The 13,786-nt window shown below is 41.2% G+C and carries 13 protein-coding genes; 2 read left to right on the forward strand and 11 right to left on the reverse strand.

Annotation, left to right across the window (positions count from 1 at the left end; all coding sequences use genetic code 11):
• Positions 1-321: 321 nt before the first annotated feature.
• The 11 genes from V7122_RS00470 to V7122_RS00520 form a co-directional block, all read right to left on the reverse strand.
• Positions 322-1,914 carry an HAL/PAL/TAL family ammonia-lyase gene (locus tag V7122_RS00470; RefSeq protein WP_335525336.1) on the reverse strand — a complete coding sequence of 531 codons (1,593 nt, stop codon included), beginning with the start codon at positions 1,912-1,914 and terminating at the stop codon, positions 322-324.
• 71 nt (positions 1,915-1,985) lie between these two features.
• Positions 1,986-3,239, reverse strand: coding sequence for a Zn-dependent hydrolase (locus V7122_RS00475; protein WP_335525338.1), 1,254 nt, complete (start codon positions 3,237-3,239; stop codon positions 1,986-1,988).
• A gap of 3 nt (positions 3,240-3,242) precedes the next feature.
• Positions 3,243-4,616 (reverse strand): dihydroorotase, encoded by a 1,374-nt coding sequence (locus V7122_RS00480; RefSeq protein ID WP_335525577.1) that lies wholly within the window; start codon positions 4,614-4,616, stop codon positions 3,243-3,245.
• Positions 4,617-4,618: 2 nt separating this feature from the next.
• On the reverse strand, positions 4,619-5,398 hold the full coding sequence (locus V7122_RS00485; protein WP_335525340.1) for an IclR family transcriptional regulator: 780 nt from the start codon (positions 5,396-5,398) through the stop codon (positions 4,619-4,621).
• A 38-nt stretch (positions 5,399-5,436) separates the two neighbouring features.
• Positions 5,437-6,078 carry an ABC transporter permease gene (locus V7122_RS00490; protein ID WP_335344616.1) on the reverse strand — a complete coding sequence of 214 codons (642 nt, stop codon included), beginning with the start codon at positions 6,076-6,078 and terminating at the stop codon, positions 5,437-5,439.
• A gap of 20 nt (positions 6,079-6,098) precedes the next feature.
• Positions 6,099-7,082 (reverse strand): ABC transporter ATP-binding protein, encoded by a 984-nt coding sequence (locus V7122_RS00495; RefSeq protein WP_335344617.1) that lies wholly within the window; start codon positions 7,080-7,082, stop codon positions 6,099-6,101.
• Positions 7,083-7,160: 78 nt separating this feature from the next.
• Entirely contained in the window at positions 7,161-8,048 is an 888-nt protein-coding gene (locus V7122_RS00500) for an ABC transporter substrate-binding protein (protein WP_335525341.1), read from the reverse strand.
• A 30-nt stretch (positions 8,049-8,078) separates the two neighbouring features.
• The gene (locus tag V7122_RS00505) at positions 8,079-8,726 is read right to left on the reverse strand and encodes an ABC transporter permease (RefSeq protein ID WP_335525343.1); all 648 of its coding nucleotides are present in this window, start codon (positions 8,724-8,726) and stop codon (positions 8,079-8,081) included.
• 33 nt (positions 8,727-8,759) lie between these two features.
• Positions 8,760-9,851, reverse strand: coding sequence for a DUF917 domain-containing protein (locus tag V7122_RS00510; RefSeq protein WP_335525345.1), 1,092 nt, complete (start codon positions 9,849-9,851; stop codon positions 8,760-8,762).
• A 36-nt stretch (positions 9,852-9,887) separates the two neighbouring features.
• Positions 9,888-11,525 (reverse strand): urocanate hydratase, encoded by a 1,638-nt coding sequence (locus V7122_RS00515; RefSeq protein WP_335525347.1) that lies wholly within the window; start codon positions 11,523-11,525, stop codon positions 9,888-9,890.
• Positions 11,526-11,840: 315 nt separating this feature from the next.
• On the reverse strand, positions 11,841-12,305 hold the full coding sequence (locus V7122_RS00520; RefSeq protein ID WP_335525348.1) for a hypothetical protein: 465 nt from the start codon (positions 12,303-12,305) through the stop codon (positions 11,841-11,843).
• 142 nt (positions 12,306-12,447) lie between these two features.
• Here V7122_RS00520 and V7122_RS00525 point away from each other — a divergent pair, with 142 nt between their 5' ends.
• Positions 12,448-13,428 carry a glycerophosphodiester phosphodiesterase family protein gene (locus tag V7122_RS00525; RefSeq protein WP_335525350.1) on the forward strand — a complete coding sequence of 327 codons (981 nt, stop codon included), beginning with the start codon at positions 12,448-12,450 and terminating at the stop codon, positions 13,426-13,428.
• A 59-nt stretch (positions 13,429-13,487) separates the two neighbouring features.
• A complete protein-coding gene (locus tag V7122_RS00530; protein ID WP_335344624.1) occupies positions 13,488-13,733 on the forward strand; it encodes a DUF2164 domain-containing protein in 246 nt (81 codons plus the stop codon).
• The last annotated feature ends 53 nt before the right edge of the window (positions 13,734-13,786 follow it).

The raw sequence follows: 13,786 nt of genomic DNA on the forward strand, positions 1-13,786 counted from the left end.
TTCTTGTATCATACAAAACGAGCGTCATGAATACTTCATAGTCTACTTAAACTTAATTCAATAAAAAAAGCCCCAATATATTACTAATTGAGGCTTCACTTTCCAATTATTAATCTTCAAAATTGACTTTAATCATCTTACTATCTATATAAGGTGTTTTAACCACTTCAGTGATTAAGGAATTGATAAGATGGATAGCGAAGACGAAAAAGATGTGTAAAGTGATGATTTAATGAGGAACAGAGCTCGCCCTATACTGCTTATGGGGCAAGCTCTTCCTAATGCTGGCTTACAAATCCGAAGTTACCGACCACTTTCATTCTACGCAGAAATTTTCCGCTGCGGAAATTGCGCCACAATCTGGCCGCTTTTTACAAATTCAATCATTTTCTCCAGATCTGATAGGATAAACCGATCTTCCCACATCGGTTCAATTGTTTGTCGAATCCAACGATGGAGAGTTGATGTGCCTATTCCCATCGGCAAATCATGCATTTCGTCCGCAATAAGATCGATGGCTTGCGCTGCAAGGAGCAGTTCAATCGCCAGTACTTGTTGGGCATGTTCGATGATTTGGGTCAGCTTACGAACGGCTCCCATCGCCATACTATTATGATCTTCTTGATTGCCTTTTGCAGGGATTGAATTTACACTTGCTGGCGTTGCTAATAGCCTCATCTCGCCGATGATTGCCGTAGCGTTCGCATGAACAAGTGCAAATCCAGTATTTAACCCGGCATTTGCAACTAAATTTGCCGGTAAACCATAGCTCATAGCTGGATCGAGCAGACGAGCGGATCTTCGCTCAGATATAACAGCTAAATCTGTAATGACAATCCCCATAAAGTCCAGCGCATATGAAAGATGTGCCCCATGATAATTTCCACCGCTTATACTTTCAAAATTCACGCCATTATGGAAAATTAACGGATTATCCTTCGCGGCATTCATTTCTTTATCTAAAATAGATTGGATATATTGCAACACATCTTTAATTGCTCCATGGACTTGGGCCGTAGATCGTATGCTCACTGCATCCTGGACACGAGGCGAGAATTCACCTAATCGTTTTCTTCCCTCATCCGTCGTCCATTGGCTCCCTTCTAATAATTCCCGCAACACTCGTGCTGTTTCCTGCTCTGCTTGAAGATTGTTCGCTTCGTGGATCCGGGGATCAAGTGCATTCAATTCCCCTCTACTTGCCTCGATATTTAAGGCCGCAGCCATATCAGCAACTTTACAAAGCTGCTGAACTTGATAATAAGTATAGATTGCTGCAGCAAGCACCATCGTACTACCGTCAATTAAAGCCAATGCTTCTTTTGAAGCCATTTCAAAGCGGACGGGAGATATTTGTGCCTTAGCCAAAATATCAGCGATTTTCCCCTCTTCCCCCTGGAAACGAGCCCTTCCTTCCGGGGCCCCAATGATACATAAACCGATATGCGCCATTGCCTGTAAATCGCCGACCCCTAATGAGCCGATTTGAGGTACACACGGATAGATACCTTTATTTAACAACTGCAGAATTCGCTCAATAAATTCAGCTCTTACCCCTGAATTACCACGGGCAAGTACATTTACTCGCAATAACATTGCAAGGCGAACGACTGGATCTGGAAAATTTGGACCAAGCCCCACAGCATGTGAAAGTAAGATCTTTCGCTGAAATTCATTTTGATTACATTCATCAACGACAAAATTCTTTAATTTACCTAAACCAGTTGTCACACCATAAATCACTTTTTTCTCATCTACCAACCATTGATCTACGGCAGAACGGAACAGCTTTACTCGATCTTTTGCTTGAGCTGACAAGGAAACTTGCAGTTTCGGATTTTCAATATATTCAACAATCTTATTATATGATAATGATTGCCCGTCTATTATAAGCTCCCCAGTTTGACTAGACACATGTTTCACCCCCACTTGTGAAATAGTTATAATAAGCGCTCTAGCTAGAGTAGTAGAAAATTAGAAATAGACTATATACTACGATCAAATTCAAGTAGCGCTCTTGCCATTGCCTCGATTCCACGTGCAACATCAACATAATCTGTCCATTCCTCCGGGCAGTGACTTCTGCCATCACTGCTAGGAACAAAAATCATGCCCACTGGAGCAATGTTTGCCAGTTGATTCGCATCATGGCCCGCACCGCTTGGTAAATACATTGTACTTCCAGCAGCGGCACATGCTTTACTAATCTTGTCCTGAATTTCAGGAAGAACACGAATCGCTTCAGACTTTGATAAATTATCTAAACTAATTTCTAGAGACCGATATGCGGCGATATGATTGGAAAAACGAGAGAATTTATCGATGATTGTCTCGATAATTCCCGCGTCAAGCGAGCGAACTTCCAATTCAAATGTGACGCGTCCCGGAACAACATTCGCCCCATTCGGTTCATTCATTAATTTTCCCACTGTGCCCACCACAGGGTCCGCATATGTCGCTTTGCATAAATTCTCCAGTTCTAACACGAATTGTGATGCACCTGCTAATGCATCGAAACGCATATTCATCGGGGTTGTGCCCGCGTGGTTAGGTTTTCCTTCAACGATGACTCGATAGCGATGGATGCCAACAATCCCGGTCACAACTCCAAGCTGCTTATTCGATTGTTCTAAAACGGGCCCTTGTTCGATGTGGAGCTCCAAATACAAGCTGACATCCCCTTGTTTACGAGTGAGCTCAGCGATTCGATTGGGCGCTCCCCCCATCATCTGAATCCCATCTTTCAACTTTAGCCCTGATTGATCCGTCCGTTCCATCATCTCGGGTGATAAATGGCCGACCATTGCTCGGCTTCCAATGGTCGATATTCCGAACTCACTTGGTTCTTCCGCTGTAAAATCAACAATTTCAAGTGGATGGCGCAATCTTGTTCCCGTTTCCTGCAAGCGGCGAGCAATTTCCAGGCCAGCAACAACACCAATGATCCCATCAAAACGGCCTCCGCCAGTGACGGTATCCGTATGAGATCCGATCATGATTGGCTTACAATGGTCATCCGTACCAGCCATTGTTCCAATCAGATTAGCACCAGCATCTATTTTGACATCCAGCCCACACGCTTCCATTTGCTCTTTTAACCATGCACGGCTTTGCTTATACCATGGTGTAAACGGCCTTCGTGTCCAGCCAGGTTTCGTTTTATCAACCATTTCTGCCAAAGTTAATATGTCCCGTTGAATACGATCTCGATTAGGCTGCAGGTGAAATGAATGGCTCATGCTTCACAACCCCTTATGCACTGCTTTGACAAACTGACCATCGCCTGCTTTTCCTACTACTTCTCCGTGCTCGTTATATACCTTCTGTCCGCGAACAAATGTGTTCACTATTTTTCCGTATACTTTACGGTTGTGATACGGACTCCAGTTTGCGCTGGAATGTAAAGCTTTTTCATCCAAGGTATACGACTGCTGTGGATCCAAAATGACGATATCAGCGTCCATTCCAACTTCGATGCGACCTTTGCAATGGTCTAATCCGAAAGTTGCTGCTGGATTTTCTGAAAGTACACGTACGAGATCTAATATCGTTATCTTCCCCGACGCAACTCCTTCACTGTACATAATCGGCAATAGTGTTTCAACACCTGGCGCACCCGATGCATTTTGAAAAATATCACTGCTTGCTTTTCGGTCTAACGTCCACGGAGCATGGTCTGATGTGACCATATCGATTTTGCCAGATGCAATGAGATCCCATAGATCGCTTACATCTTGTTTCGTGCGCAGCGGTGGGTTGATTTTCCCTCTAGCACCAAGCTCCAACAGATCTTCTTCGTTAAAAGTTAAGTAATGTGTACATGTTTCTGCTGTGATTTTTGCACCTTGTGAGCGATAATAGTCAACGAAATCAAAGATCCGTTTAAAAGTACTATGATATAAGTGCAGCTTTACTCCGGTATAATAGGCCAATTCCATCGCTGTTAATCCTGCAACAGATTCCGCCACTTTCGGTCGGCTATAACCATGCGCACGTGGATCCGCCATACCTTGATCAGCAAATTTACGTAAATATCTTCTGACAATATCATCATTTTCCGCATGAACCCCGACGGGACGTCCCGTTTTCGCTATGACAGCAAAAGCATCCAATAATTGTCCTTCATCAATACGGGGAAACCGAAAAGAATCCGTATTAAACATCGATACTTTAAAGCCACAGGCACCTGCTTGAGCCAGTTTTGTAATTTCATCCAAACCATCTTCTTTTGGAATCGTTGCCAATAAGGCCGTATCAACAACCGCCTCTTCTTCTAGCCTAGCTGCTTTTTCCAAAAAGAGCTGCTCAGTGCAAACGATTCCTGTTGCATCATATGGCATTTCAATAATCGTTGTTACGCCACCGGCAGCAGCCGATTTGCCTGCATTCGTAAAACCTTCCGCAAGCGAGCTAAAGCAATGAACATGCGCATCAATCGCACCCGGGAGAATATAACTTCCCGATGCATCAATCGTTTCTTTGCCAAACAGTTTTGTATTATCTTTAGAAACGTGGCTTATTTTCCCATCTTTAATTGCTATAGTCGACTCATAATCGATACGGTCTGGTAAAACAACGTTACCCTTAATCAACAGATCGAATTCCGTATGTAACATGGTCAATTACCTTCCTCCCCCTTATATAAAGATGCAGTAGAAACGCAAGCTAGCTGCCTCGAGATTTCTTCTGCTGAGGACACGACAGTATTCACAAATAATTCACTGTTTTCTTTCGTCCATCGATCTGTTGGCCCAGCGACTGTCAGTGAAGCAATGACACGTTTGTCTTTATCATATATAGGAACTGCTAAACCAAATATATTTGTATCCACTTCCGCGAACGTCAGGCAATAGCCTTGCGATCTAATTTCTTCTATTTCTGACTGAATGTTTTGTCGTACATTTTCGTCTGAGATTGTTTGGACTAATTGTGAGATTGTTTGTTTCTTTTCAAATGCTAAAATCGCTTTGCCTGAAGCTCCGCGGTAGAGCGGTAATATTTTTCCTACTTCAACAGACAACCTAAGGATTTGACGTGTTTCTATACTTTGCACACAAATCACCTCAGTTGCTGACCTCACACAAAGCAAGGACGTTTCATTTACATTTTCAGTTAACATTTCCATGATCGGTCGAGCAATCGTAATTAATTCCCGGTCCATTTGTTGCTGTAAACTTCTTGCCAAATCAAGTATGCGCACACCTAATCTGATTTGTCCGACTGATTTTCTTTCGACCATTCCATAATTCTCTAATGTTTTGATTAGTCGATAAGCGGTGCTTTCCGGAATGGCGACTTTCTCCGCGATTTCACTCACGGTCAAGTTCGACTCCACTTCGGCTAAAGAAAAAATAATATCTAATGCTCTTTCGATCGTTTGATTTTTGTTTACATTCACCGCTTTATCCCTCACTTGGTGATAATCAATATGTTCTTCTACTTCGATACGAGTTCACCTCTTACTTTTAAGGCAGAGCGTTTCTCTAAACTTAATAATAACTGGTTAGCTGCGATCGCAAGCAGGGATACAAAAATGGTACCCCAGATCATTTTAGGAGTATGATTTTGATAAAGTCCTTCAAATAAAATAACTCCAAGTCCACCAGCGTTGATCCATGCGGCAATCGTGGCGATCCCAATGGTCGAAATGGTGGCGATTCGGATGCCGCCTAAAATCACAGGTAAAGCGAGTGGAAATTCAATTTTCCAAAACAATCGAAGTGAGGCTAGTCCCATTCCTTTGCCCGCTTCAATGATCGCTGGATCTATGGATTGAAATCCAACCATGACATTGCGGACGAGTATGAGTTGACAGTAGGCAATGAGGGCAATAATTGCAGGTTTTAGGCCCAATCCAACAATTGGAATTAGGAAGGCAAACATTGCCAAGCTAGGAATCGAATATAAGATGCCGAGAATCGACAAAACCGGCACAGACAACCACTTTTTTCGGGATAATAATATTCCTACGGGTAGAGCAATCAGCAAGGCGATGCTTAGTGAAATAACAGTAAGCATAAGATGTTGAAAAAATAACATCAATATACGATCATACTGATTGATTAAATAGTCAAACATAGTTTTTTCCCACCTTTACGTTATAGAGCGGCTTTTGAGCGATTACTTCCCGCAATATAACCTTTAAGCTCAGCCAATGTGATTCGCCCAATCGGTGTTTGATCCTCCGCTGTCACGATGACTGAATCGCTTTGTGCCTGTAAAATATGTGAGAGAACACTTTTCAAATTCTCAGCCTGATCCACTTTTACTTCTTGGGGGTCGATCGTATCAGTAAGTGGCACCATCACATGATCAGCTCTCATTAGACTGAGATGTTGCACGACATCCTCTGAATGAACAAGCTCACTAACAAAAGAATTTGCTGGATTCGTAATGATGTTTAAGGGTGTGTCATATTGTTGAATGACTCCTTCGTTCATAATCACAATTTTATCCCCTAATTTCAGCGCCTCGTCAATATCATGTGTAACAAACAAGATGGTCTTGTTTAGTTTGCGTTGAATGTGAATCATTTCATCCTGCAATGTACTTCGGGTAATTGCATCGATCGCCCCGAATGGTTCATCCATTAACATAATCGACGGATTGCCAGCCAAAGCCCGAGCCAAACCAACACGCTGCTGCTGTCCACCAGATAATTGCCGCGGATATCTGTTACGATATTCCTCAGGTGACAACTCGATCAATTCTAGTAAAAAATCGATTCGTTCATCGATTTTTTTCGCATCCCAGCCTAATTCCTTAGGAACTGTTGCAATATTTTCAGCAATTGTCATATGCGGAAATAAACCAATTTGTTGAATGACATAGCCAATATTGCGCCGCAGTTCGGTGACTGGTATATCCATAATGTCCTTACCATGCACAAAAATTTTCCCAGATGTCATATCATGAATCCGATTTACCATTTTCAACAATGTTGTCTTTCCACATCCGGATGCTCCTAGGATTGTGACAAAGCTACCTTCTTCAATTGTGAGGTTTGTTTCATACACGGACGGTTTTGCCGCATTAGGAAACTGTTTGATCACTTGTTCAAAAACAATGGCATTCTTCGTCAAACCTCTCACCCTCAATTCTACATCTATAAAGTAAAGTTTCATTCAGCGAGAACTTTCGCATTCCCGCTGAATATAAGATTATTTAATCAAACCTTCATTTTGTAAAAATTCTTTCGCTACATCCGCATACTCACGCTGATTAATGTCCACTTCCGCATTCAATTTCTGCATCGTGCTATCATCAAGTTTCGCTGAGATATCATCTAAGATTTTCCTGATTTTTTCATCCTTATCTAATGTATCTTGGCGAATGACTGGAGCAACGAAATATGGCGGCCATAAATGTTTATCATCTTCTAACAAAACTAGATCTGGATTCGTTAAATCACCATCTGTTCCAAACGCAACTGTCCCTTGCACTTCGTCCTCTAATACAGCACGATATTTGACACCATAGTCATAAAGCTTTAGACTTTTAAAATTAAAATCCCCGTATACCCGATTCATTCCAAGCAATCCGTCTTCGCGTTCTTCAAACTCGGGAACCGCAGCAAAATCGATGTGTTCTGCATTTGCTTGAAGGTCTGATAGAGTCTTAATTCCATATTCATCCGATGCTTTTTTCGATACAGCGATTGCTTGCGTGTTATTCGCGTTTGACGGAGTTAACCAAACAAGATCAAATTCCTTCTTATAAAAATCAGCAACCATATCATACACTTGTTGTGGATCAGAGAGTGGCTCTTCCTCCATAATATTAAGGAGTCCAGTACCTGTATATTCAGGATACACGTCAATATCACCCTTCTTTAGTGCCTCATGAGCAACAAGTGTTCCACCAAGATTCAATTTACGGTCTACTTTAAATCCTGCATCCTCCAATGCTAATGCATACATTTCACCTAAAATGAGCGATTCCGTAAAGTTTTTCGAACCTACCTTTATATTCGAAGAACCACTGCAAGCACTAAGTGCCAAAGAAAATACAAGTACAATTGCTAGAACAATCCATGATTTTTTTTTCATGATAAACCTCCTCTAAAATAGTTTTCTTCCCTATGAATCTCTTTGATACCTTGTTGTCATACGCTCAATCACTGAAAAAATGACCTCTGAAAATATCGTTAATAACGCAATCGGGATGGCACCGACGAGCAACACTTCAAATTTATACATGCTTAATCCATTAATAATAAATGTTCCTAACCCACCGCCTCCAATAAATGCCGCAAGCGATGCACTAGCAAGAACCTCTACACTCGATGTTTTCGCACCAGCAATCACGAGTGGCATCGCTAGCGGGAACTCAATTTTCCTTAACACCGCCTTTTCGCTCATTCCCATCCCAGTAGCAGATTCAAGAATCGCAGGATCAATTCCACGAAACCCCATAAATGTACTAATAAGGATCGGAGGACAGGCTAACACTGTCAATGCGATAAGCGCCGGTAAAAATCCAGTTCCAATCAGTGGCAGCATAATAACAAGGATAGCCAGACTCGGAATAACCCGAATGGAATTGACCGTATTCATAATCGCTGCTGCAACTTTTGGATTTTTTGCGCACCATATCCCAAGTGGAACACAGAGAAGTAAACCAAGAATGAGCGCCGAAAAACTTAAGGTTAAATGAACTTGCAGCTCCTCTAAAAATCGATTATGATTTTTTATTAAATATTCGTATGCTTTCAAAATCAGTTCCACCAGTATCCTCCTTTCCCCTTTGTACTAATGCTTTTATTCCTCTAATGCATAATCAGCAATCTGAATACCTAAAGCAGCCTCGACATCAGGATAAACGGATGCATCGCGTACACTTGAACTAAGTGGAATATGACTCTTATGAATTCGAAATACTGCAATCTCTACACCTGGATCTAATGCACCAGCACTAAGCGGTTTACCTGTTTCAGTTGAAATGGCCGTAATCACATCAGGATAAGTCGTCAAACGATTACCTTGTGAATCATCTACTGCCATAAATTCGTTCATTACATGCAATGTTAGTGGATTGTTTGGCACATCAACGACTATTTTACCGATATCAAAAGCACCTGAATATTCAACGGATGTGGAAATAACCTTTCCCCGCCCTAAAATCTCTCCGTTCGTCTTATCACAAATCGTTTGGATGACCGCTTCAGCACCATTTGGTTCAGCCTCAATGATTGCCTTGCCAAGATCGATCGCCATTGAAATACCGCCGACAGCAGCATTCTCTTTTATAAAGCTTGCAGGGAGTGGCAGTCTCGCAGAAGCGATAAATCCGCCTGACATATCAGAAGCAGTGCGTAATATATTTGAAGTTTTGGCCGGTGCTCCTTTTACGACAAGCTCGATATAAGATCCAGTTTCCTTCTTCCCGCCAACAACAACTTGAATGGTTTCAAAATGAGGATCGGCTGCTACACCCATCTGCCCCATCTTACCTGTTGGATGAGCGCGAATATCTCCTGTTGCATCAACTACGACCAAATCCAGCATTGCTGCTGGTAACCAGCCGTTGATTGAGCTAGACATTCCATTTTGCGGTGTCATCACACCAACAATTTTTCCTTCATAGTTTTCTATCAATAACTTGACTGCTTTAATATAATCGATACCTAGCATTTGCCAATCCGTTTTTCCAGCTGGTGCACCAATCGCCGTACAAGTAATAATAAGCGCGTCATCCGGAAGTTCATCGACAGACACCAATTTCGGTTGTCCCATCGTAACCGCCGCACCACCAATTTCTAGTCCATGATCGACCCATCCACCACCACCTGAAGCATACACAGAACCACCTGCAACCGCCGCTTTCACATCATCCATCGTTAATACACGCATCTGTTTCTCCCCCTCTTTTATCAATTGATTCTTAGTTTATAATACAATCCGTTGAATTCCTTTTTTATCAATTTCATCGAGCGCCTCTTCATAGCCGGCATCTGCATATCTTAGTACCCCTAAGCTAGTATCATTATCTAACGCATGCTTCAACCGAATATCCGCTTCAACCGTCCCGTCAGCAACAAGTGTAATTCCGGCACTCGTCATATATCCGGAATACCCGCCTCCACCTGAGTGGATTGCTGTTAAATCCGCCATCGATGAGCAACTTAACATTCCATTCAAAAGTGGCCAATCAGAAATAGCGTCACTCCCGTCTTTCATTCTTTCCGTCATAATATTTGGATGTGTCATCGCTCCTGCATCAAGGTGATCTCGGGAGAATGCGATCGGGCCACTTAATACCCCATCCCGAACCATCTTGTTAACTGCGAGTGCTAACTCTGTTCTTTCACCATGGCCGAACCAGCCGATTCGTGCGGGTAAACCTTGGAATGGAACGTATTGATTAGCGAGTGAAATCCAATTGGTAACAATTTTATTTTCTTTAAAATGTTCTAATATGTAGTTATCGATCGTATGAATATCATCCTCATCACCCGTCAAAGCGATCCAACGAAACGGCCCAATCGCCCGGCTGAACAAGGGGCGTAAATAGGCTTCTGTAAAAATATCGATATCAAAGGCATCACTAACACCATACTGATACGCTTGTGTACGAATGTTATTGCCGTTATCAAACACAATTGAACCACGGTCTTTAAGCGCAAGCATTGACTCAACTTCCCTGGCAATGGATGCACGCGCATCTTGCTCGAGCTTAGCCGGATTTGTTTCACGTATACGATTCACATCTTCCTTGTCATATCCTGATGGAATATAGCCATATAATAAATCGTGTGCTGATGTTTGGTCTGTTACGATATCCGGAGTGATGTTCCGTCTCACAAGCTCTTGATAAATATCCGCGGCATTTCCGACTAGACCGACACTCACACTATCATTTTTAGAAGTTGCTTCTTCAATCCAGCCTAATGCCTCATCCAAATCATGCGTTTTCTTTTGTAAATAACCGTTTTCAATTCGTTTATCGACGCGTGCCTCATCGATTTCTACGACAAGAATGGCCGCACCAACCATGACGCCCGCGAGTGGCTGTGCTCCCCCCATTCCTCCAAGTCCAGCCGTTAAAATAAATTTCCCTGCTAGACTTCCATTGAAATGCTTTTCCGCAATCGCGGCAAAAATTTCATATGTTCCTTGAATCACACCTTGAGAACCGATATATTGCCATGCAGCCGCTGTCAGCCCGCCCCACATAATCAGATCTTTTTCTTGTAAATCGTAAAAATTCTCACTCGTTGCCCATTTTCCAACGATATTACAGTTGGCCATAATGACAAGTGGTGCGAATGCATGAGTTTTCAAAATTCCGATCGGCTTACCGGACTGAATGACTAATGTCTCATCTTCTTCAATATTTTGGAGTGCTTTCACAATTCCGTGGTAAGCATCCCAATTACGGGCAGCCTTGCCGAGCGCTGCATATACAACCAATTCTTTCTGGTTTTCCCCATTTTCTAGCACATTCTCTAACATGCGAAGCAAAGCCTCTTGACGCCAGCCTTTACAACGAAGTTCTGTGCCTCGAAATGCCGTAATCTTCTCCATAACACTCACCCTTTCTCATATTATAAGAATTAATTATCATATAATGATAATTAATTATCTTTTTATTCGAATATTAAACAATATTTAGTTAATAGTCAATCGAAAATTTACCTCTCGCTGCTTTATTTTAATTATTCCTATGTATTTAGTTGGTTTATTTCCACTAAGATGGTAACATCTGACCGAAGAAGTGTCAATTAATAGTTTGTTAGTCCCAAAGATTGATATGTATTTTGAAGACATTTCTTCTAAGAAGAAAACGAAAAGGTTGCCGCCAACTTTAACTGGAGCAACCTTTTTAATGAGTATTAATTTTTAATCTATCTCTAAAGCAAAAGCATAAAATGCGTCTCCATGTGATAAATGCTCAACCTTTTCATCCATCCACCATACTCCAAACGAATAATAATAAACTCCTTTTTCGGCAGGTGCCGTAAAACTATAATCTATAACCTCAATTGCATGTTCCTCGTTCCCATGTATCTGGACCACATAGTATTCGTTTGGTTTAGGATCATACTCCATCACAAATGTAATTTTTTCACCAGGCTTTACTTTTATTGGCTTTTTACCTTCTAAAAGTTCAATTGGCCCAGCCGTATCAACACAAGTACTTACACCTTTCCCATTCCAGCAATAAGTGCCTAATGTCGTTTCATACATTTCATATTTTATTTTAATAACTGCATTTGGCGGCTTTTCTTCTAACATATTTACTTTGGAACAGCCCAGCAGAGTCATACCCAATAGTAGGAATAACAGCAGAAGTTTTCTATTCATTTCCATCCCCCCTTAATATTGGACGGAAATAGTTAAACTTTGTTACCCGCTAAATTCTTTTTGCACAAAATAAGCAGAGCTTCTGATTATTTTTCTATGCTAAACTATTGGAAGGTATGTCCATTTTTATTTTGGAGGAATTATGAAGAAGTTTAAACGAGTGGCCAAAAGGTTTTCTATATTTGTATTAGTTTTATCAGCTTTCATGTTTCTTAATAATAGTTCTCTATTTTCGAAAGCCAGGGAGGAGGCTCCATTGTTATTAGCACATAGAGGAATGGCCCAAACGTTCCCAATGGAAGGAATCACTGGTGAAACATGTACGGCCGAAAGGATTTATGAACCTGAACATCCATTTTTGGAGAATACGATTCCATCAATAGAAGCAGCCTTTAAAGCAGGTGCTGACATCGTTGAATTTGATGTTCAATTAACGAAGGATGGGAAATTTGCTATTTTCCATGATTGGACTCTTGAATGCCGAACGAATGGAAAAGGTGTTACGAAAGAGCACACAATGGAAGAATTAAAACAATTGGATATTGGCTATGGGTATACATTTGATAACGGGAAAACGTATCCCTTTCGTGGTAAAGGCGTTGGGCTAATGCCAACACTTGATGAAGTACTAAGCTTTTTTCCGAATCAGTCATTTCTCATACATATAAAAAGTAATGACCCTGAAGAAGGAGTGCAGCTTGCAAAATATCTTTCAGAACTGCCAAAGGAACGTTTAAGTCAACTAACAGTTTATGGGGGCGATCTGCCAATTGAGACATTAAAAGAAGGCCTTCCAAATCTCCGTGTCATGTCAAAGGCTACTCTGAAAAGCTGCATGCTGCCTTATATCGCCGTTGGTTGGACAGGATATGTCCCCTCATCCTGTCATCATACACAAATACATCTTCCAGAGAAATATGCTCCTTGGATATGGGGATGGTCAAATAAGTTTGTAAATAGGATGGATAGGGTGGATTCCAGAGTCATTATTGTTGCAGGAGATGGCGGATGGTCGGAAGGTTTTGATAAAGAAAAAGATTTAGAACGCCTTCCTAAAAATTATGACGGCGGGATTTGGACTAACAGTATTGAGATAATAGCTCCTATTATTCAATCTAGATAAACTAATCACCTTGTTTATATCCAATTAACTATAATAATTTTTTGAAGGAGTGTTATTCTATGTTTTTTAAGCTCACAAAAGATCAACAACAATTAATGATTGCAGACATTCAATATTTCTTTTCACAAGAGAGGGATGAGGAAATATCAGAATTTGCTGCTGAAAGTGTATTAGAATTCGTTAAGGAATCACTTGCTCCACATTTTTATAATGCTGCTGTTTCAGATGTTAAACACTTAGTCAGCCAGCAATTGTCTTCTCTGGAAGATGAAATATTAACACTAGAACGTCCAATTAGAAAATAATAAATTTGCTACGAGTATATTTAGTCTTTTCTATAGGTCATTAGCAATATATA

Source organism: Bacillus sp. JJ1532, assembly GCF_036965085.1.
Lineage (GTDB): Bacteria > Bacillota > Bacilli > Bacillales > Cytobacillaceae > Cytobacillus.

Bases quoted from the DNA above. Each gene is read 5' to 3' on its own strand.
- V7122_RS00475 (WP_335525338.1), bottom strand. From the start codon at position 3,239: ATGAGCCATTCATTTCACCTGCAGCCTAATCGAGATCGTATTCAACGG.
- V7122_RS00480 (WP_335525577.1), bottom strand. From the start codon at position 4,616: ATGTTACATACGGAATTCGATCTGTTGATTAAGGGTAACGTTGTTTTA.
- V7122_RS00490 (WP_335344616.1), bottom strand. From the start codon at position 6,078: ATGTTTGACTATTTAATCAATCAGTATGATCGTATATTGATGTTATTT.
- V7122_RS00500 (WP_335525341.1), bottom strand. From the start codon at position 8,048: ATGAAAAAAAAATCATGGATTGTTCTAGCAATTGTACTTGTATTTTCT.
- V7122_RS00510 (WP_335525345.1), bottom strand. From the start codon at position 9,851: ATGCGTGTATTAACGATGGATGATGTGAAAGCGGCGGTTGCAGGTGGT.
- V7122_RS00515 (WP_335525347.1), bottom strand. From the start codon at position 11,525: ATGGAGAAGATTACGGCATTTCGAGGCACAGAACTTCGTTGTAAAGGC.
- V7122_RS00520 (WP_335525348.1), bottom strand. From the start codon at position 12,305: ATGAATAGAAAACTTCTGCTGTTATTCCTACTATTGGGTATGACTCTG.
- V7122_RS00525 (WP_335525350.1), top strand. From the start codon at position 12,448: ATGAAGAAGTTTAAACGAGTGGCCAAAAGGTTTTCTATATTTGTATTA.
- V7122_RS00530 (WP_335344624.1), top strand. From the start codon at position 13,488: ATGTTTTTTAAGCTCACAAAAGATCAACAACAATTAATGATTGCAGAC.